Raw genomic sequence first — 20201 nt, forward strand, 5'->3', positions numbered from 1 at the left:
TAGACATGAAATATTTATTTTTAATAAGGAGTATATTTATAAAATGGGATTGATGAATAAATTAGTAGAAGTATTTCCAACTCGCCCTTTAAAAGTTGTGAAGCTAAAGCAAGAGGGCTCATTACATCAAATAAGAAGAATATTTGCGGCAATATTTTTCTTTGGGTTAGCAATGTTTATAGCCCTGAAAAATTATCCTGGATTAATTACTGATTATAAAATATCACGTAATCCCGTTGTGGTTGATTATGATGTAGAAGGAAAATGCCGTGCAAAGCGTATGATTGATAATTGTTCAGTGAAAATTACCACAGATAAAGGACAAGTTATTACGCGTGATTACGTTTTCCTTGGTGGAGCAAAAGAAAATTATAAAGTAGTAGCTGTAGCTTCTGCCGATGATCCATCACTAGTAACAATCGATTTAGCTATTAGTAATATGCGGAATCTATTTTGGACTACGACTGTTCTTACTCTTTTGTTATTGGTGGTTACGTGGATGAGTTTAGTCCTTTTTTTAAGAACACATAAAATGATAAAAGTTATCGATGAAATTAACGGACAAAAATTAACCCCTGTTATTGTACCGATTAAATTAACATCTTATGGTAAAACGATAACTGCTTTATATCGTGCAAACAATGCGCAAGGAAAAAATGTTAAATGTATAGCTCATTTTAATAAACACGTAGACGGCGGTGGACCAATCATTATAGGTGATATGATTAAAAATAAATGTAATGCGTTGGCCGTAGTCGGTGAAAGCAACACTATTCCTATTCTTCTTGATCAAGACTTTACGCGCTGTGATTTTACTGATAATGAAATTCAAGCATTAACAGAAGCCCTTTCTTAATCTAGATATGATATCAATAATAGTGAAATCAGCTTAAATCTAGCTATTTACATTTTAAAATAAAGGGGCGATAAAATCGCCCCTTTATTTGTAAAACTTGATAAAACTTGTGATATGTATTGCAACGTATCCTTTTCTTTAAAAAATAAACGAACCTCACTTATTAATGGCTTGCTAAATAAACTTTAAATTTAGTCGTTTGGGCTATCACTTCAACACATTTGAATGTTTCATCTAAAATGGCTTGATACGGTAAAAATGAATTTGCCACAATGCACAAATAACCATTTAATTTTAAATGTTTTTTAGATTCCTTAATTAAGGAGTTAACCGCAGTGTAACTGGTTTGTTTACCATCATGAAAAGGGGGATTCGAAACAATAAGATGATATTTACCATTTAAATGCGAAAAAACATCACTGGCTACAACGCCCCCATTTACACTATTACTAGCTAACGTCATTTTGCTTGACTCAATTGCTGCGCTACTAACATCGGATAACGTCAGTTCTATATCAGGGCATAATTTACCAAGCACTGTAGATAATATACCCGAGCCACAGCCCACATCCAATACATTGCCTTTTATAATATCAGCATGATCTATTAATGCATTTAATAATAACTCACTGCCTGCATCTAACCCTTTTTGGCTAAATACACCTGGCAAACTTTTAATTTCGATATCTTGATTTTCAATAGTTAAATGATAACTTAACCACCACTCATTAAGATCAAACGCTAAACGGCTTTCTGCCTGAAAATGATATAACCCACAACGTCTTGCGCTATCTATTTTTTGAATTGTTCCAAAATCGCCTAATAAAGATTCAACACTTTTTACGCCTGTGCGATTTTCACCAATAATAAAAATATCACTCCCTTTAGGCATATTATGTAATAAATACGATAGCTGAAACTGCGCTTCACTTTTCGTTTTGGGCCAATAGTAAATCAGTGTGTTCATTCCAACGTAAAAATCCGCTTCTGGCAACAATGAAAAATAGGTATGATTGCCTCGTGCGCTATTTTTTAAACGTAAATACGTATGAAATTGTGTGCAATGAATCTTAACTTGATTTGCTGACATAACCGATGGATAACTATCTTGGATATCACCTGCTATCACCACATTTTTATCGTTAAAAAATGCTTGGTGGCGCTCAAGAACCTGACTTGCAGGAGTAAAAGTGGATATGGCCATATTTCCTCGATGAAAAACCTTTATAAATTGATGCGTTGATTATACAATTAACCACCTTTAATCTCTAATAAAAAACGTAAGTCGATAATGACGCAACAAGATTGGTACCTAAAGCAATGCAATATAACGCAGTATGTTTTGCGCAGACCAGCCGTATTGAAAGGTGAAGTATCCACACACATTAGTGACGAGATTCGTTTAATCGTTGTGGCCGAACAAAAACCAACGCAAAAAATCTATTTTGATATTTTAAATGCTATTCGCCTTACCGAAGAGCAAGTACTGGTCTTAACGCCTTCACAGCTTATTATACCTGCTAGTGAGATTAAAGCTGTTGTTTGGTTTATTGATATTAAACCTGATGAGCATTGGGAGCATTCACTCACAATTCAAACCATAAGTTTAGACTTACTTGCAAATGCATCACCACAAAAACGCCAACTTTGGCAACAATTATGTCAATATGAAAACGATTTCCACCCTAACAAAAAATGATTTAACTAAAGCCTTTAAATTAGAACAGATCTGCCATGCGATACCGTGGTCAAAACAGACATTCTTTTCAAACCACGGGAATGGGTATTTAAATTTTAAAATAACTGTCGATAATCAGCTAGTAGGATTTTGTATCTGCCACCAAGCATTCGATGAAGCTGAGTTATTTAATATCGCTATCCATCCCAATTTTAGAAAACAAGGGCTGGCTAGAGATCTACTCAACCACTTGATAGAGAAATTAATAACCATAACATCGCCAAGCCCAATTACAACACTTTGGCTTGAAGTAAGGCAATCAAATTCGCCAGCAATGAGGCTATATCAATCATTGGGTTTTAACCAAATAACAGTTCGAAAAGGCTATTACCCAACAACTGATGGTAAACGAGAAGATGCAATTATTATGGCTTATACATTAGCTTTTTGACATCCTTCACACACTAAATAATGGGTGAATGACTACCACCACCGTCGTTTACCCTTTACATTTCATCCCTGAAAGCAAGATGTTACGGCTTAACGGATAAAGACATCTGAGAGAGTAATCATGCAAAGTAATACAGCCCTACTATTTGTCAATGGTGAGCCACCGAAGTTTTACCCCAACAATTCAGATAGTTATACCTATATTGCAGCAACGGACGGCGCTTATCATAACTATTTGATAAACTCACCGATTATACCCAATTTTATTATTGGTGATTTAGATAGTTTCAATAATAACCTTACCATTCCAAAGCAAACTGAAATTATCCACACTCCCGATCAAAATAAAACGGATTTTGAAAAGGCAATCTTGTTTTTAGCAGATAAAGGCGTAACCACATTCGATATTTATGGCGCTTGCGGTCATGCTAGCGATCACTTTTTAGGTAATATTTCTGTTGCAATGAGATATTATCATCGATTTCAAATAACATTTTATGATAATTATTGCTATTTCTTTTTTGCCAAACGTTATCAAAAGATGACTAATGTAAAAAATCGTATTATTTCGCTAATGCCACTTTCAAAAGTGACTGGTTTAACTATCACAGGGTTTCAGTATCCCTTAACAAAGCAAACGCTATCATTGGGTGGATGTGTGAGTTTAAGAAACAAAATTATTAGTGATTTGGCTAAAATATCATTTAAAAACGGCGATTTAATCATCTTTGTTGAGGATTTACGTAATGTTAATTGACACGCATATTTACATTACTTTACAATAATTTTCCCCAAAAAAATAAGTATAATTTATTGGTCAAGGAAACTCACCATGCTTCTAAAAAAACTTTCTGTGCTTGTTTGTGCTTCATTTATTTCTTGTATGTCTTTTGCACAGACCAATACCGAGCAACGTGAAACAGACAAAGTAATCGATACATTTCTTCAATGTGATAATCAGTTTTTTGAGCAACTTGCTAAACACCAAGAATCAATCAACCAATATGTCGATTTAGCAACTACACCTGAACAGGTCACCTATATTCCTGTTAAGGCTATTCAAAATCTTGATGAAAACCAAGTCATGCTAAAAAAACCACTTGAATATCATGGTTTGAAGATTATTGGCTATCGTAATATTTATATTCCAACCTCCTTGTATGGTTATTTTTTATATTGGGGTTTTATCTTTGATAATAATGAAATTGAGGTTAAAAATGCTTTAAATAATATTAATTGGTTGCCATACAATACCAATATTTACATAGCAAATTCCCAAATTTATGATCACAAATTGAATCCTGCAACATGGCAAGACGATCCTTATGCTATTGATGGCGTTATACCAAGGATCGGAACCATTAATAAAGCACTTTACTTAGAACAAATTGCCAATAACCAAAGTAGTGTTTTTTGTTCTATCCAAGGTGATATAGAGAAAAAAGAGCTATTTGTTATTCGACCAGATCTAAAACCAATTATTGAAAAACAAGAAGCTGAGCTTCAACAAAAAATCAAAGCATATAAAGAAAAGATGCAAAAGAAAAAAGAAAAACAGGAACAGGAACAGGAACAGGAACAACAACCTCAAACGCACATTAATCCTATAGAAACTACCTCAAAAGATGGAGATAATATTTAGATGAAAAAGATCAGTTTATTTTTAATTCTCTTTTCTTTTGCCACATTTAGTCATGCAGCTGAAGAAAAAATCGATAATGACGCTAAAAAAAATGAAAATACAGCAGCTGAGAGCTTGAAAGATCCTAGAGTTGGTGAACAATTTATTCCCATATCGAAATCGAACGAAGATAATATTGTTGGTTATTCTTTTTTAGATAGAAAATCGATTAAACTTCACCCTTTTAATACTAAAATTCGTGTATTTAGTGAAGTGACTAACTACAGTCCAGCATTAGTTCAAAAAAATAATGATGGCACTGAAACGCCTTATCATTCCATTAAAATTGATTACTATGCTAATTGCGATAAAATGGAATTAGCAAAAGGCAAACTCAGAACAATTGAAAACAACTTTGGCGATGGAACATTAGTCAATACAATTGAAATGCCAAATCGCTGGGTAAATACAAACCAAGGTAGTGGGCAATATAAGTTACTTGTTATTGGTTGTTCATTACCGCTAGCACCTTAATAATAAATCTGTACCTATTTTACTCTTGCCACCTTGTTGTGTGGCAGAGCATATCTATTTATGCTAATATCACGCCATTATTTACCTAACCGATTATACTTTTATGAATACCGCACAATTCCATGCACTTACTGATGAGCTATTTAATAAAATTGAATTGTATTTGGATGATTATGCAGATAAGCATGATATCGATTTGGACTATGAAGCAAATGGTAATGTCATTACTGTTAGTTTTCCCAATGGCAGTAAAATCATCGTTAATACCCAAGAGCCTCTTTTTCAGGTCTGGTTAGCCACTCGTATACAAGGTTATCATTTTGAATATATAAATGATAATTGGATTTGTAATCGAACTAACCATCCATTTGACCAGATTTTTTCGGAATCTGTAAGAGAACAAGCAGATCAATAAGGTAGATTAAAATCGGGGATTAATTTAACGCTCAATCCCCCGTTTCATCAAATAATTATAGAAGCTTACTTAAAATGAAGTTTACAGTAAGGTAAGATTAGCTAGTTTCACTACCAACCATTTAATGCCCTCATCAACAAAAGCAATTTGTACTCGCTTATGATCGCCGTCTCCATCAAGGTTAACAATCGTGCCTTCGCCGAAACGGTTATGCAACACTTTACGGCCTAGTGTGTAACCATCGCTTTGGCAAGTTTTCTTAATATAAGATTTTTGGCGATCACGATAAGGTTGTCTATCTTCATTTGAATCGTAATATTTTTCTTTTCCTGATAAGGTAATATCGCCTCGATAACTAATTTCATTTAATTTATCAACAGGCAATTCCGCCAAAAAGCGGGAAGGCAAATTACGTTCTTCACGTCCATATAAACGCCTTAGCTCAGCTAATGAAAGGGTCAAAAATTTACGGGCTCGAGTAATACCAACATAAGCAAGGCGCCTTTCTTCTTCTATTTTTTCAGGTTCTTGGGAAGAGCGTAGAGCAGGAAATAACCCTTCTTCTAATCCAACAATAAATACATTATCAAATTCAAGACCTTTGGCTGAATGCAGGGTCATCAATTGAACTAAATCTTGTTCGCGATTTGCTTCTCGGCTTTCTAGCGACGTATAAGCTAAAAAAGACTCTAAAACAGTCAATGTTTTACCCGTTTCACTGTCTTCAATAACTGTGTTTTCATTAGAAAGATAAAACTGCTCAGCTGCGGATACTAATTCTTCAAGATTTTCTAATCTGGATTGACCTTTAATGCCAGGCTCTTGCTCATACATTTGCAATACACCAGATAATTTAATAATCGCGTCGAGTTGCTTATAAAATGGCTGTGTACCTACTTCATTAAAAATAGATTCTATCAACTCCAAAAAGCGACTGATTCCTGAACACTGCCTTTCTGTCAATGCATTAGCTTGGATTAGCATTATACACGCTTGCCACAATGAAATATTATGTTGCTTTGCAGCCAATCTAACTTTATCTAGCGTAACATGACCAATACCTCGTGGCGGAGTATTGACTGTAGCTTCAAACGCCATATCATTATGGTGGTCGTGCAATAATCGTAAATAAGCCAGTGCTAATTTTACCTCTTGCCGTTCATAAAAACGTATAGATCCATAAATCTGATAAGGTAATCCAGCTTGTAACAAGGTATCTTCAAAGATGCGTGATTGCGCATTATTTCGGTACAAAATTGCACAACTTGCATAATTTTCGCCTTCTTGATGCAGTTTTTTTATTTGACCAATAACAAATCTAGCTTCATCAACATCATTAAAGCCAACATAAAGCGAAATCAGCTCACCATTGCCTCTATCTGTCCATAAGTTTTTTCCCAACCGATTTTTATTTTGTGCAATTAATTTATTTGCTACATCAAGAATATTACCTGTCGAACGGTAATTTTGCTCTAATCGAATTATTTCAGTTTCAGGATAATCATTAATAAATAATTGAAGATTATCTGCATTCGCACCACGCCAACTATAGATAGATTGATCATCATCCCCGACTATCATTACATTGGCAGTTCCACCTGCTAACTTTTGTACAAAGCGGTATTGAATATGATTTGTATCTTGAAATTCATCAATGAGAATATTGCAAAAACGGTGATGACAATAAGCTAATACTTCATTATCACGGCAAAGCAGTTCATAAGCTCTTAGGATTAATTCAGAAAAATCAACATAACCAACTCTATCACAAATAGCTTGGTAATCGCGATAAATCGTTTGCCACATAACTTGTTTAGGATCTTCTGGAACAATATCATCAGCACGTAACCCCTTTTCTTTTTGAGTGGAAATAAAAGCAGCACATTGTTTAGGTGACCATTGTTTTTCATCTATTTTTAGTTCTCGAAAAATCCGTTTGATGAGCCGAACTTGGTCTTCAGAATCAATAAGCTGAAAATTAGGTGGCAACTTAGCTTGTTCAGGAAACATGCGTAATAAACGGTGAGTCAACCCATGAAATGTCCCTACCCACATCCCATTAAAATAACTTTCGCCTACTAATGTTTGAATTCGCTCTTGCATTTCTGCAGCAGATTTATTGGTAAAAGTAACCGCAAAAATTGATCCTGGTGAATAATGTTTCTCAATACAAAGCCAAGCAATACGGTGAACTAAAACTCGCGTTTTACCACTCCCTGCTCCAGCAAGGACAATGGTATATTGATTATCGGTGGTGACTGCATTTTGTTGTTCTGTATTCAGGTCGTCTAATAATGATTTATTATTTTGCATTACGTTCATAACCTATTTTAGTAATCGAAAACATTAACCAGCATTAATGTCGAGTGTATTGTTAATATTGTTATCATATCTTGAGCCACTATTGTCGACTTGTAGCTAAGAAAAAATAAAATTTATTAAGAAAATGTATCGCTGGTATTAACATAATTTATCTTCACTTAATTTTACTGTTTATTTATACAGACACAATGAAGATTATAGCAGATTCTCTAATTCTGACAATTGAGTTATTTCCATGTGGGGCAAACATCTTGCCTCCTCAAGTTGTAAAATATCGCGATTATAAATATTGATAAAGCAAGCTAAGAAACCACTATCAATAGCACCAGCAACATCTGTTAATAAATTATCTCCTACATGTAAAATATGGTGCGATGGAATAGCCAATTTATGAGCGGCTAAATTAAAAATTTCTGGAAAAGGTTTTGAACGCGTACATTCACCACCTCGTAAGGAAAATTGGAAATAATCCCCCAAACCAATTTGATTAATATCGACATTACCATTAGTGATCACCGCTAAAGGATAGTTAGCAGCCAATTGAGTTAATAATAAGTGTGTTGATTCAGGTACTTTCATCTTATGTCGCCAAAAATTAAAACAGGCAACGGATTCATCAATTATGTCGGTAAATTTTGATTTTGGAATATTGGTTTTACTTAATAACGATTTAATCGTTTGAGCTCGCCAAACATTAACATCATGATAGATTTCGGGATTATCGGCAAGCACGGCATACTTTTCAGTAAAATACTCAGATAGAGTTAAAGTATGCAACGGTTCATAACGCTTAAGCGTATTAATCATTTCGTCTTCTGCTTTTTCAACGATCATACTGTTATCATATAAAGTATCATCCAGATCGAAAGTCAGCGCTTTAATCGTAGTAATAGAGCGATAAAAGTGCATCTTTATTTTCCTCTTTTAGCTCGTGGGTGAGCTGAATCATAAACTTCAGACAGATGTGAAAAGTCCAAATGCGTATAAACTTGAGTCGTAGATAAATCAGCATGCCCAAGCAACTCTTGCACTGCTCGCAAATCACCACTTGATTCGAGCATATGAGTTGCAAATGAATGACGTAATTTATGCGGATGGACATGACTACTTAAGCCCTGCTTAACGCCCCATTCGGCAAATCGCTTTTCAACATTACGTGGTGAAATTCGTTTACCTAACTTTGAAATAAATAGCGCATCATCCTGTGGAATAAAAAAATCTCGCATTGACAACCAGCGTTTAATCCATTTGATAGATTCTCGACCTAATGGTAGTTTTCGCTCTTTATTTCCTTTACCCATTACACGGACTTCACCATCAATCAGATTTAATTCTCGACAGTTAAGCGTAACTAATTCAGAAAGACGTAACCCCGAACCATACATAACTTCAAGCATCGCTCTATCACGAACAGAAAGAGGATCATTATGATCAATTTCAAGTAGCTGATTAATTTCGTCAATATCAATATTTTTTGGTAGATGCTGACCTAATTTGGGATTTAGCACGCCTCGAGCTGGGTTGGCGTTAAGATATTCATTTTTTACCATCCAATCACAAAAGCTGCGCAACGCAGATAATCTTAATGATAAGCTTCTAGCTTGTAACCCTGTTTGTCTGCTACGACTAATTAACAATCTTACTGCTGAAGAGTCTAAATCTTGCCAAGTTGAAATTTCGGCATCTTTTGCCAATGACATAAGCGCATAAAGTTGACGCCGATAATTGATTTGTGTGTTTAAGCTAAGCTGTTTTTCTGACTTTAAATAATTTAAAAACTGATCAACAGGCAAAGTTAATCGAGCATCGACATTTTGATTAGGCTGAGCCATGATCTTTCCTTAATTTATTCGCATGATCCATCTACTAATTAAAATAGGTAAAATTTCACTCATTTTTTCAAGTAATAATGTCCCTTGCCCTGCTTGGTAATGTTCTGGATTAGTGCTAGTAAACATTAACAGACCCAGATCACCAAATCGTCCTAATAATGATAAAGCTACCGAACCAACATAACCATGTTCTGGCAATAAAAAATCAATTTCCGTTGAATTCAATGTCCCTAAATATTGTTGGCTATACTGTAAATGCCTAACACGAATAAAATCAAACTGTAACGTATTTAAAGCTAAATAATAATAATTTGACGGCGCACTAAGTAACCATTTGTCGTCAAAAAGATATAAGTAAGCACCACTGAGACCTAACGATTTTGCCCATGTGTTTAATATGACTATTAATTGGTTTAAATCTTGTGCTTTGAACAATTCAATTTGCAAATCCATCATTTGGTTAAAAAGTAGCTCGTTAGCGCTAGCATGTTCCATTAACAACGTAATTTCGGATTCTAATTGCTTAATTTTATTGCGCTGGCGTGCCATATACCATTCAGGTAATGAAATCCCCCCACGAACAGGATGAGGCACTTGAACACTCTCTACACATCGTGCATTTCGTATAAAAAAATCAGGGTTATCAATAATATATTGACTGACAATTTCATCATTCAATTGTACAGAAGATGGTTTTTTCTGGGATTTTCTTGCTCGTCTATTCCTAGTAGTTTTTGCAACCATAATTCATTTCTATCATATTATATGTCTAACGTTTTTGGGGGATTAAAGTCACCCTTTTAAAACAAACAAAAAAAACCGAATAAAATCAATGGGTTTTCTGAACGATTTTTACCCGTCGAAATTTTTCGATAACAAAGCCTTGTGGTTAAACAGCGATAATATCAAAATTAAATGGCAATAAAGCCATCATACACATGTGTAGCCGGTCCTGTCATATAAAGTGGTTGATGCCCACCGTTCCATTCAATCAATAATTTACCACCTGGTAAATTAACATTAACACGCGGGTTTAATAATCCTTGATTAATACCTACTGCCACTGCTGCACAAGCACCTGTACCACAAGCCTGAGTTTCACCAACCCCTCGTTCAAATACCCGTAAGTTAATATTATCGCGATCGATAATATGCATAAAGCCAATATTAGCATGTTCGGGAAAGCGTTCATGTTGCTCTAATACCGCTCCCAACCTTGTAACTTCTGCTGTTACAATATTATCGACTTGAATAACACAATGAGGATTCCCCATAGATGCAACGCCACATAACACGGTCTGTTCTTGTGCTCGAATTATATAAGTTTTTTCTTCTTTAATAGCCTTGAAAGGAATCTTATTGGGTTCAAAAATAGGCTCCCCCATATTAACGCGTACTGTCTCATCATCATTTACAGTTAAAATAATATTGCCTTTCATGGTGCTAACTTTTAATACACGTTTTCGAGTTAACCCTTTTAAACGAACAAAACGAGCAAAACAGCGAGCACCATTACCGCATTGCTCAACTTCAGAACCATCAGAATTAAAGATACGATAATGAAAATCGCTATCGGGCACATAAGGTGGCTCAACAATAAGAAGTTGATCAAAGCCAATGCCAGTATATCTATCAGCCATACGCTTAATCATTTCAGTTGACAGATGAACATTTTGCGTCACTGCATCAATAACCATAAAATCATTTCCGAGTCCATGCATTTTTGAAAAGTTCATCGTAAATTTACCTTTTGTTGTCAAACATATTAGTTCTTTATTTTTTTATTTTGGCTGTTAACTCGTATCCACGCAAAGAAGAATATAGTATGGAGATTATTAACCCTTCTACTATTTATAAATGCTATAAAACCACTTCACCTCGCCATAAATCATCCAAAGACTCACGTTGGCGAATTAATTTATGCTGTTGTTCATTAATTAGCATCACTTCAGCAGGTCTTGGGTGGCTATTGTAATTCGATGCCATAGAAAACCCATAAGCACCAGCACTACAAATTACCAACAAATCGTTCTGCTTAACCGAAAGCGCACGCTGATAGGCTAGAACATCACTAGATTCACAAATAGGACCAACAACATTGTATATGAATGGCTCATCGCTAGCTTGCGGTTGTTTTTCAGGTAATACGTTCATCCAAGCTTCATACAGTGCTGGACGAATTAAATCATTCATTCCCGCATCGACAATCGCAAAGTGGTTGCTATCTTGGTGTTTGGTATATTCAACTTTAGTAATTAACAAACCTGAATTAGCAACAATAGATCGCCCAGGTTCAAACAGAATTTCAATATCAGGATAATTAACTAATTTATTCTTTAACTCGGTGACGAGTTGCAATGCTGTCGGAGGTTGCTCGTTGTCATAACAAACGCCTAAACCACCACCAAAATCGATATGTTTAATAAAGATACCATTGGATTGTAATTTATCAACTAAAGCAAGAATGCGATCAGCAGCATCAAGAAATGGTGACAATTGGGTTAATTGCGAACCAATATGGCAATCAATACCTACAATATTAATATGCGCTAATGATCGTGCTTTTTCATAAATATCCAACGCTAACTGATAACTAATACCAAATTTATTCTCGCGCAGGCCTGTTGATATATAAGGATGTGTTTTAGCATCCACATCAGGATTAATCCTCAATGAAATCGGTGCGATTTTACCTAATCTTTTTGCAACTTCATCAATTCGATATAATTCAGGCTCAGACTCAACATTAAAGCATTTAATGTCAACTTCAAGCGCGCGTTCAATTTCAACGATTGATTTAGCCACGCCAGAAAACACGATCTTTTTAGGATCAGCGCCTGCTTTTAATACTCGTTCTAATTCACCTTGTGAAACAATATCAAAGCCCGATCCCAATTTTGCCAATAAACTTAAAACAGCTAAATTGCTATTCGCTTTAACAGCGTAACAAACTAAATGTTTATTAGCAGCCAATTCCTGTTCATAGGCTAAAAACTGTTTGCTTATGTGATCTGCTGAATAAACATACAATGGAGTACCATACTGTTTTGCAAGATCCGCTATAGCTATTTGATTAGCAAATAAGTGACCCTGCTGATAATGCAAAAAATCCATCCCTTTATTCCTTTATATTTTTCTAATCAATGAATCAGACTGAATTGAGGCTGTTGTTGTAGTTTTAAACTGTACTATTGATGCGGTTTCAACTGGACGATAAAGTGGCCCTTTTAATCCACACCCCATTAAAACTAACGTAATCCAAAAGATAGAGAGTAATTTTATAGTTAATTTCATATCGTATTCAAGATTATTTCGATTTTTTATGATGCTATCTATATTACACGATACCCATAGCAGTGCAAAGTGTAATTAATCAAGTCTAGATAAACCGATAGATAAAATTAGTAAGTCGATGGCGTACTGCAATAAGTAAAATGCCAAAACGGTTAATTGTGGTCTTGTTGTGGTCTTGTTGTTATTGATTCATATACCTTAACACACGTTAAACAATTTCATATTAAGCTCTACCGCTGAATTACTTTGGTAGAACTTAATACTGTGTAGTCATAGCACAAGAACTGATTCTAACTGTGGATTAAAAAAAGGTTAGTTTACTTGTCAAAAATAGGAAAATTGGTTTTATCACCTATTAGCTTTAATCTTTTTTGCGCAGTAATAATATTGGTTTCCCAATTATCATCGTTCGCCCACATTTCGATAACTAGGGGAGCCACATAATTCATGGCTCTAAGCGTTTTGAAGATAGCGGTAAAATCAACCTCACCTTCACCAATAACAAGATCCCTAAACTGACCAAGATAATTCGACTTAACTTTATAGGTATCTTTTAAATGAATCTGCACAATATGATCACGACTTAACATAAGTTCGGTACAAGTATCGTAATTCCATCCGGTAATATTGCCTACATCAGGGTAAGCCATAAAATAAGGCGAGTTGATTTCTTTTTTTAAAATTTCAAACTTGCTTAAACTATTAAGATATTGTGTATCCATAATTTCAACCGCCAGCATCACCCCAGCTCGCTCAGCTTGCTTAACGGCCCACTGCATACCTTTAATAAAACGTTGATGAGTTTGCAAGTCAGCGGGTTCATAATAGACATCATAACCCGCTAGCTGGATCACTCTTATCCCTAATTTGTAAGCTAGTGTAATCGCTTTATCCATAATGATTTTAGCTTCATTGCGGGTATCATGATTAGCTGAACCAAATGGATATTTACGATGCGCACTTAAGCACATGGAATGTAGTGGAATGCCGATTTTTTCACATTGATGCCTAAGTGAATAGATCTCATCGTCAGACCAATCTAATCGGGCGCGGCGCTCATCTGATTCATCGACCGACATTTCGATAAAATCAAATCCTAAGTTTTTGGCTATTTGTAATTTCTCTTGCCATAATAATTGATTAGGTAAGGCTTTTTCGTAAATGCCTATTCGAGGCGTGTTTTTGGTTTGATACCGTTTTTCAAATATATCGTTACTTTGTGGCATTGTGATAACCCATTTTTTATATGAAAAAATACCATGCAGCTGATTTTTCAACTGCATGCTGTTGTTACCAATATTTTGCGATCTGCGTTCTTAATGCTTGCGCAGTTTGTTGACCATTTTCATTAGCAAGCGCACGACCAGCAATAAACGCTTTAGTTTTTATGCCTGCAAATAAGTGAATATCTTCTGGCACAATGCCACCGGTGATTGAAAGTTCAAGTCCTAAATCAGATAATTGGCGCATTTTTGCTATATCATCTTCACCCCAACCAATACCAGCAAGTTCAGCATCACGAGATCGATGGTATATTGCTTGCTTAATGCCAAGGTTACGCCAAGCTTTAGCATCTTCTAATGTCCAATGCCCGTATAATTCGATCTGAATTTCGCCTTTAAACTCATCAGCCACTTTTTTACAAGCTTCGACAGTAGCAATGTGCGCAGCGGCTGAAACCGTTAACCAGTTTGCACCTGCGGAAAAAGCCATTTTTGCCAATATTGCACCACCATCAGTGGTTTTTAAATCGCATACTAAAATATGATTAGGATAAAGTTCTCTTAACCGTTTTACACTTTGCATACCTGCACCAAAAGCAAGAATGGTTCCCACTTCAATGATATCGACAAAACCCGCTACATTTTTTGCCACATCTAATGCTGGCGCTAATTCAGTTTGATCTAATGCGATTTGTAATTTAGGTGCTGCCATGTTGTTCTCCTATTTGCTATTTTTGACCATAGTAAGCATTCGCACCGTGTTTGCGAAAATAGTGCTTATCAGATAACGTTTGTTGAATTTTGATTGCTTGATTAAGTTGCCGAGTGGCAAGAGCCATCATAGCTACTTCTTCAAGTACGACCGCATTATGCACTGCATCTAACGCATTTTTACCCCAACAAAATGGAGCATGACCAGAGATAATTGCCCCTGGCATTGCGACGGGATCTAGACCTCGGCGTTTAAACTCTTCTACAATGACTAATCCTGTATTTTTTTCATAATCAATTGCAATTTCACTATCGGTTAGTTCACGCGTACAAGGCACATCACCATAAAAATAATCGGCATGCGTCGTACCTAGTGCAGGGATATCTAATTCCGCTTGTGCCCAAATAGTGGCATAACGAGAATGGGTATGCACAATACCACCAATTTGTGGAAATGCTTTATACAATTCAATATGCGTTGCGGTATCGCTTGAAGGATTTAATTTTCCTTCCACAATATCTCCCATTAGCGAAACAACCACAATATCATCCAGTTTCATATTGCTATATTCAACACCAGAAGGCTTGATGGCGATAACGCCTTTTTCACGATCGATTTCAGAGACATTACCCCAAGTAAAAGTCACTAAATGATATTTAGGTAACAATAAATTAGCATTCAATACCCGTTCTTTTAATGCTTGATACATGATTTAACCTCCATTTAAGGCACGATCAATAACGGCGTAAACATCTTCTTTGGTGTTACAACGCCTTAATTTATCTAGATCAACCCCTGTTTCACTGTTTTCATCATCTAAAATTTGAGTGACCTCCATTAATCCTTCCATATGCTGATCCGATGTGCTACCTGCTAATGTCACTAAAACATCGACAGGCTCAGCTTCACCATCAAAATAGACAGGTTTTTCTAAGGTAACTAAAGCAAAAGCTGTACGATTTACCCCATCTTCAGGTCTTGCATGAGGCATGGCAAAGTTTGGTGCAATAATAATATAAGGTCCCATTGTTTTGACACAGCGAACAATAGCATCGTAGTACGACGGCTCTATTGCTTTAGAGGCGACTAGCATATCAGTGCCTAGCTTGATGGCATCTTGCCAAGTTGCAGCATTTGCTTTGAGTAAAATAGCGTTATTTTCAATTAGTGATTCTTTTAAAGCCATGGTGCACTCCTTAGTATTTAAGATCATTTAGAAAACACTTGTTCAATCAACTTTATCAGCTCATCGCCAAAAGTTTGTGGATTTAACATATTTTGTACGCCTAACGCATGTTGACCTTCATTCACCTCAATTTCATGAATAAGATGTTTAGATGCAACAATGATATCGACATTGGGTAAACGTGATTTATAATCAGTCACAGCACAAGAATCCATTTCGTTTGGGATGCCTTTTTTATTTAAATAATTAGCAATCTTCATTTTCATCATCATTGAAGAGCCTTGACCACTCCCACATACTGCCAAGATACGAATTGGACGACCTTCACTCACGGCGACTTCATCCATTTTTTCAAGTACTGATTCATTGACATCTTGGTTTTTATCGTTGATTTCAGGCTGATTTGTAGAAATAGCCTCTTCTTGGCGAAGCTGTTTAGCAGCAAAAAACATATAAATCAGGGCTAGAACAATAAGAACATAAATAAACAAGTGTGAAATAGATAAAGCCTGTAAAATCGGTGGAAATAAAATCGCCCAATCGGCCATTCCCATCCATGAGTCAATCGGCGTACCATTTTGAGCAAAGATATGAATTACCCAAGCAGAGCCTAATACCTCTATCATTCCCATGGCAAAACAGATCTTCATTACGGCTTTCCAACCACCAAAATGGTTGGCAAATACACCAATGGTTGCATTCGAAAAAAACATTGGTATAAAGCCAGGAATAATCATAATTGGCGATTTAAAGATGAGTAATAATGCAATCGCTAAGAATTGCCCTAAAGCCCCCCAAATAAAACCAAACACCATCGCATTAGGTGAAAAAGCATAAATTGCCGCACAGTCAATAGCTAATACCGCATTTGGAATTAGCTTTTCTGAAATGCCTTTGAAAGCTTCGGACAATTCAGCAACAAACATACGCACCCCACCAACAATAACTTGAATTGCGACGGCAAATTTAAGCCCTGTTTCAAAGATGTAAATGGTCCAATGGGTGGATCCTGCCATTGTTTGTAAATTATCTAACCCAAATGACAGCAAGATAATACCAAAGAAAATTGTCATCACAATTGTAGTTGCGGCAATACTATCATGAAAGATATGCAACCATTTTGGCAACTTTAGATTATCAACTGTATCGTTTTTATCCCCCAATTTTGGCGCTAACTTAACCGCAATCCAAGAACCGAATTGTTGTTGGTGGCCTATGGAAAAACCAGCTCCCCCAGTAACAGCCTCGGTCGGCTTAAACATCATATTCGAAAATATTCCCCAATAAAGCGCAGTGATAATGGCCGAATAGATGATCGTTTCCCACATGCTGTAACCAAAAAGGAAATAAAACAGCGCAATTAAACCAACCTGTTGGAACATAATATGACCAGTTAACATAATGGTTCGAATTCCGGTTAAACGTCGAAATACCACCAAAATAATATTAATCGCTAATGCAAGCAAAACAGAATAGCCAACCCATGAATAGCATTCGCCCATACCCGTTTCGACGGCGACCATTGATGCATAAGTATCAATGATAGAGCCTTTAATGCCATAGTACTGTGCCAATTTAGCAATAACAGGTTTGAATGTTGATACCAAAACGCCAGATCCAACCTGTAATAACATAAATCCAACAATGGTCTTAATCGTGCCTTTTAGCACGGTGGTTATATCTTTACGTAATAGACAATAACCAAGCATTGTCACCAAGCCAAGTAACAAAGGTGCTTTTGTCATCACTTGACTATAAAAAATATAAAATACGTTATAAATTACTTCCATATGTTCCTCTCATCGGTTATTGACATTTTTACTGCTCAAACAACACTCACCTCTGATATTGAGTTTCATTTAATTGCCTTTCATCAAGTTTCTTATAATCCGTAAAGTAAATGAATGGAACCGCTGATTACTTTACTTTATTTATCATCGCTCATTAAAAACACTTGTTATATTCCACAATCAAAATAAATCATTCAATGATTATTTATGATTGTTTTGACAAGGATCACTTTTCTCAACAAACTATAATTTCATATGTGATCAGCATCACAACTTAAATAAAATATAAAGACAAAAAAAATTAAAATTATTATTATCAATTAATTAAAAAATATTAGTATTAATAAATAAAATTATAGCAATTGACAACAATACAAATAAAAATTACGATAAAATAATCATATTTAATCACAATGAAATGTAAGAAAAAATGAACGAAATTGCACGACATAATGAAATAGTAGCGTTAGTAAACGAAAAAGGTATGGTTAGAGTGTCCGAATTAATCGCAAAATTTGCTATATCACCAGCAACAGCAAGGCGCGATATTACTAAGCTAGATCAGGAAGGGCGCGTTAAAAAAGTCCGCAATGGTATTATGCGATTAGAAGAAATAAAACCAATTTGGGCACCGATTGACAGTAATAATACCGATCATTATCACGAAAAAGCCCGTATTGCAATTCGAGCTGCACAATTATGCAACAGTGACGAAAATATTGTTATAAATTGCGGTTCTACGGCTTTTTTACTTGGCCGTGAATTGTGTGGTAAAAATGTTTCAATTATTACTAATTATTTTCCATTAGCTTGTTACTTAATTGAGCATGATCATGAAAATGTCATCATTATGGGAGGATTATATAACAAAACACAAAATATTATTCTTAATCCTATTGCTAACATAACCGATTCTTATGCTGGCAAGTGGATGTTTACCAGTGGTAAAACATTAACACCAACAGGTCTTTATAAAAACGAAATATTAGGCGCTGTAGCTGAACAACAAATATTGGAAAAAACCGAGAAATTAGTTGTTGTAGTTGATAGCTCCAAAATTGATACCAAAGCCAATTCAGGCATGCTTTTTTGCCCTGTTAATAAAATAGATATTTTAATCACAGGAAAACAAGCTAATAAGGACGTAATTGAATGCATTAAGGAGCAAGGCGTTGAGGTTATTTTAGTTTAACAATAAAATTGTAGAAGGAACAGAGTATGAGTAAAGTAAATGAAATTAGCCGTGAATCTTGGATATTAAATACATTTCCTGAATGGGGAACGTGGCTTAATGAGGAGATCGAAACAACCGAGGTCAAACCCAATACATTTACTATGTGGTGGCTTGCTTGTACGGGGATTTGGCTAAAATCAGCGGGTAATACCAATATTTCTGTTGATTTTTGGTGTGGTACTGGTAAAAAAACTCACGCAAATCCATTAATGAACAAACAGCATCAAATGATGCGAATGGGCGGAGTCCGTGAATTGCAACCAAACTTAAGAACTAGCCCATTTGTTCTTGATCCTTTTGCAATTAAAGAAATCGATGCAGTGATGGCAACTCATGATCATGCCGATCATATTGATGTCAATGTTGCTGCAGCAGTTATTCAAAACTGTTCACCAAAAGTAAAATTTATTGGCCCGAAAGCTTGTGTAGAATTGTGGAAAAGCTGGGGCGTGCCAGATGATCGTTGTATTGTTGCCAAAGTGGGGGAAACGATTGAGGTTGGTGATATTACAATTCGCGTATTAGACTCTTTTGATAGAACATCGTTAGTTACTTTGCCAAAAGGCGTTTCATCTACCGATAAATCTATTTTAGATGGCATGAATGATAGAGCAGTTAATTATCTATTTGAGACATCAGGAGGTTCATTGTACCACTCGGGTGATTCCCACTATTCTAACTATTATGCCAAACATGGCAATGACTACAAAATTGACGTGGCATTGCTATCTTACGGTGAAAACCCACGAGGAGTGACCGATAAAATGACATCAGCCGATATTTTACGTGCTGCTGAATCGCTTAATACTCAAGTTGTGATCCCTTTCCATCATGATATTTGGGCAAACTTCCAAAGTGACCCACGCGAAATTGAAGTATTATGGCAAATGAAGAAAGATCGTCTTGATTATCAATTTACACCTTTCTTCTGGCAAGTTGGCGGTAGATACACTTATCCAACCGATAAACATAAAATGCACTATCAGCATTACCGTGGCTTTAGAGATATTTTTACCGATGAACCAGAATTGCCGTATCGATCATTCTTATAATT

Annotated in this window: 22 protein-coding genes; 9 read left to right on the top strand and 13 right to left on the bottom strand. The window is 35.6% G+C overall.

Annotated elements, in window-relative coordinates:
• A partial coding sequence (locus tag A9G28_RS10985) for a hypothetical protein (protein WP_218057377.1) occupies nt 1-856 on the top strand: 856 nt, incomplete at its 5' end.
• A gap of 163 nt (nt 857-1019) precedes the next feature.
• On the opposite strand, the gene rsmC is transcribed toward A9G28_RS10985, so the two are convergent.
• The gene (gene rsmC / locus A9G28_RS10990; protein WP_065580707.1) at nt 1020-2054 is read right to left on the bottom strand and encodes a 16S rRNA (guanine(1207)-N(2))-methyltransferase RsmC; all 1035 of its coding nucleotides are present in this window, start codon (nt 2052-2054) and stop codon (nt 1020-1022) included.
• A 93-nt stretch (nt 2055-2147) separates the two neighbouring features.
• Here rsmC and A9G28_RS10995 point away from each other — a divergent pair, with 93 nt between their 5' ends.
• The 6 genes from A9G28_RS10995 (at nt 2148) to cyaY (ending at nt 5554) form a co-directional block, all read left to right on the top strand.
• The gene (locus tag A9G28_RS10995) at nt 2148-2555 is read left to right on the top strand and encodes a DNA polymerase III subunit psi (RefSeq protein ID WP_065580698.1); all 408 of its coding nucleotides are present in this window, start codon (nt 2148-2150) and stop codon (nt 2553-2555) included.
• Entirely contained in the window at nt 2524-2985 is a 462-nt protein-coding gene (rimI, locus tag A9G28_RS11000) for a ribosomal protein S18-alanine N-acetyltransferase (protein WP_065567953.1), read from the top strand. The genes A9G28_RS10995 and rimI overlap by 32 nt, the downstream gene beginning before the upstream one ends.
• A 120-nt stretch (nt 2986-3105) precedes the next feature.
• Nucleotides 3106-3741 carry a thiamine diphosphokinase gene (locus tag A9G28_RS11005; RefSeq protein ID WP_065580699.1) on the top strand — a complete coding sequence of 212 codons (636 nt, stop codon included), beginning with the start codon at nt 3106-3108 and terminating at the stop codon, nt 3739-3741.
• A gap of 75 nt (nt 3742-3816) precedes the next feature.
• Complete coding sequence (locus A9G28_RS11010; protein ID WP_065580700.1) at nt 3817-4626, top strand: hypothetical protein; 810 nt, start codon at nt 3817-3819, stop codon at nt 4624-4626.
• Nucleotides 4627-5139 carry a surface-adhesin E family protein gene (locus tag A9G28_RS11015; protein WP_065580701.1) on the top strand — a complete coding sequence of 171 codons (513 nt, stop codon included), beginning with the start codon at nt 4627-4629 and terminating at the stop codon, nt 5137-5139.
• Between the two features lie 103 nt (nt 5140-5242).
• Entirely contained in the window at nt 5243-5554 is a 312-nt protein-coding gene (cyaY, locus tag A9G28_RS11020) for an iron donor protein CyaY (RefSeq protein WP_065567949.1), read from the top strand.
• 81 nt (nt 5555-5635) lie between these two features.
• Here cyaY and uvrD read toward each other — a convergent pair whose 3' ends face one another.
• The 12 genes from uvrD to A9G28_RS11075 all read right to left on the bottom strand — a co-directional run bounded on the left by uvrD (nt 5636) and on the right by A9G28_RS11075 (nt 17913).
• Nucleotides 5636-7876 (bottom strand): DNA helicase II, encoded by a 2241-nt coding sequence (uvrD, locus tag A9G28_RS11025; protein WP_065580702.1) that lies wholly within the window; start codon nt 7874-7876, stop codon nt 5636-5638.
• A gap of 195 nt (nt 7877-8071) precedes the next feature.
• Nucleotides 8072-8785, bottom strand: coding sequence for a 5-amino-6-(5-phospho-D-ribitylamino)uracil phosphatase YigB (gene yigB, locus A9G28_RS11030; RefSeq protein ID WP_065567947.1), 714 nt, complete (start codon nt 8783-8785; stop codon nt 8072-8074).
• Nucleotides 8786-8787: 2 nt separating this feature from the next.
• The gene (gene xerC / locus A9G28_RS11035) at nt 8788-9708 is read right to left on the bottom strand and encodes a tyrosine recombinase XerC (RefSeq protein ID WP_065567946.1); all 921 of its coding nucleotides are present in this window, start codon (nt 9706-9708) and stop codon (nt 8788-8790) included.
• 9 nt (nt 9709-9717) lie between these two features.
• Nucleotides 9718-10452 carry a DUF484 family protein gene (locus A9G28_RS11040; RefSeq protein WP_065567945.1) on the bottom strand — a complete coding sequence of 245 codons (735 nt, stop codon included), beginning with the start codon at nt 10450-10452 and terminating at the stop codon, nt 9718-9720.
• A gap of 167 nt (nt 10453-10619) precedes the next feature.
• A complete protein-coding gene (gene dapF, locus A9G28_RS11045) occupies nt 10620-11444 on the bottom strand; it encodes a diaminopimelate epimerase (RefSeq protein ID WP_065567944.1) in 825 nt (274 codons plus the stop codon).
• A gap of 124 nt (nt 11445-11568) precedes the next feature.
• Complete coding sequence (gene lysA / locus A9G28_RS11050) at nt 11569-12822, bottom strand: diaminopimelate decarboxylase (RefSeq protein ID WP_065567943.1); 1254 nt, start codon at nt 12820-12822, stop codon at nt 11569-11571.
• Nucleotides 12823-12834: 12 nt separating this feature from the next.
• On the bottom strand, nt 12835-13002 hold the full coding sequence (gene lptM, locus A9G28_RS13410; RefSeq protein WP_141673682.1) for an LPS translocon maturation chaperone LptM: 168 nt from the start codon (nt 13000-13002) through the stop codon (nt 12835-12837).
• Nucleotides 13003-13319: 317 nt separating this feature from the next.
• Complete coding sequence (locus A9G28_RS11055; protein ID WP_065567975.1) at nt 13320-14228, bottom strand: L-ribulose-5-phosphate 3-epimerase; 909 nt, start codon at nt 14226-14228, stop codon at nt 13320-13322.
• Between the two features lie 64 nt (nt 14229-14292).
• Nucleotides 14293-14937 (bottom strand): 3-keto-L-gulonate-6-phosphate decarboxylase UlaD, encoded by a 645-nt coding sequence (locus A9G28_RS11060; protein ID WP_065567942.1) that lies wholly within the window; start codon nt 14935-14937, stop codon nt 14293-14295.
• Nucleotides 14938-14953: 16 nt separating this feature from the next.
• The gene (locus A9G28_RS11065; protein WP_065567941.1) at nt 14954-15646 is read right to left on the bottom strand and encodes an L-ribulose-5-phosphate 4-epimerase; all 693 of its coding nucleotides are present in this window, start codon (nt 15644-15646) and stop codon (nt 14954-14956) included.
• A 3-nt stretch (nt 15647-15649) separates the two neighbouring features.
• Entirely contained in the window at nt 15650-16123 is a 474-nt protein-coding gene (locus tag A9G28_RS11070; protein ID WP_065567940.1) for a PTS sugar transporter subunit IIA, read from the bottom strand.
• A 23-nt stretch (nt 16124-16146) separates the two neighbouring features.
• Nucleotides 16147-17913 carry a PTS ascorbate-specific subunit IIBC gene (locus A9G28_RS11075; protein ID WP_065580703.1) on the bottom strand — a complete coding sequence of 589 codons (1767 nt, stop codon included), beginning with the start codon at nt 17911-17913 and terminating at the stop codon, nt 16147-16149.
• A gap of 430 nt (nt 17914-18343) precedes the next feature.
• Between A9G28_RS11075 and ulaR the strand changes: the two genes are divergently transcribed.
• Nucleotides 18344-19105: an HTH-type transcriptional regulator UlaR gene (gene ulaR / locus A9G28_RS11080; RefSeq protein WP_065567938.1), complete on the top strand. Its 762-nt coding sequence runs from the start codon at nt 18344-18346 to the stop codon at nt 19103-19105.
• Nucleotides 19106-19131: 26 nt separating this feature from the next.
• Nucleotides 19132-20199 carry an L-ascorbate 6-phosphate lactonase gene (ulaG, locus tag A9G28_RS11085; RefSeq protein ID WP_065567937.1) on the top strand — a complete coding sequence of 356 codons (1068 nt, stop codon included), beginning with the start codon at nt 19132-19134 and terminating at the stop codon, nt 20197-20199.
• Nucleotides 20200-20201 lie beyond the last annotated feature (2 nt).

The sequence above is a fragment of the Gilliamella sp. Fer1-1 genome, assembly GCF_001690825.1.
GTDB lineage: Bacteria > Pseudomonadota > Gammaproteobacteria > Enterobacterales > Orbaceae > Gilliamella > Gilliamella apicola_C.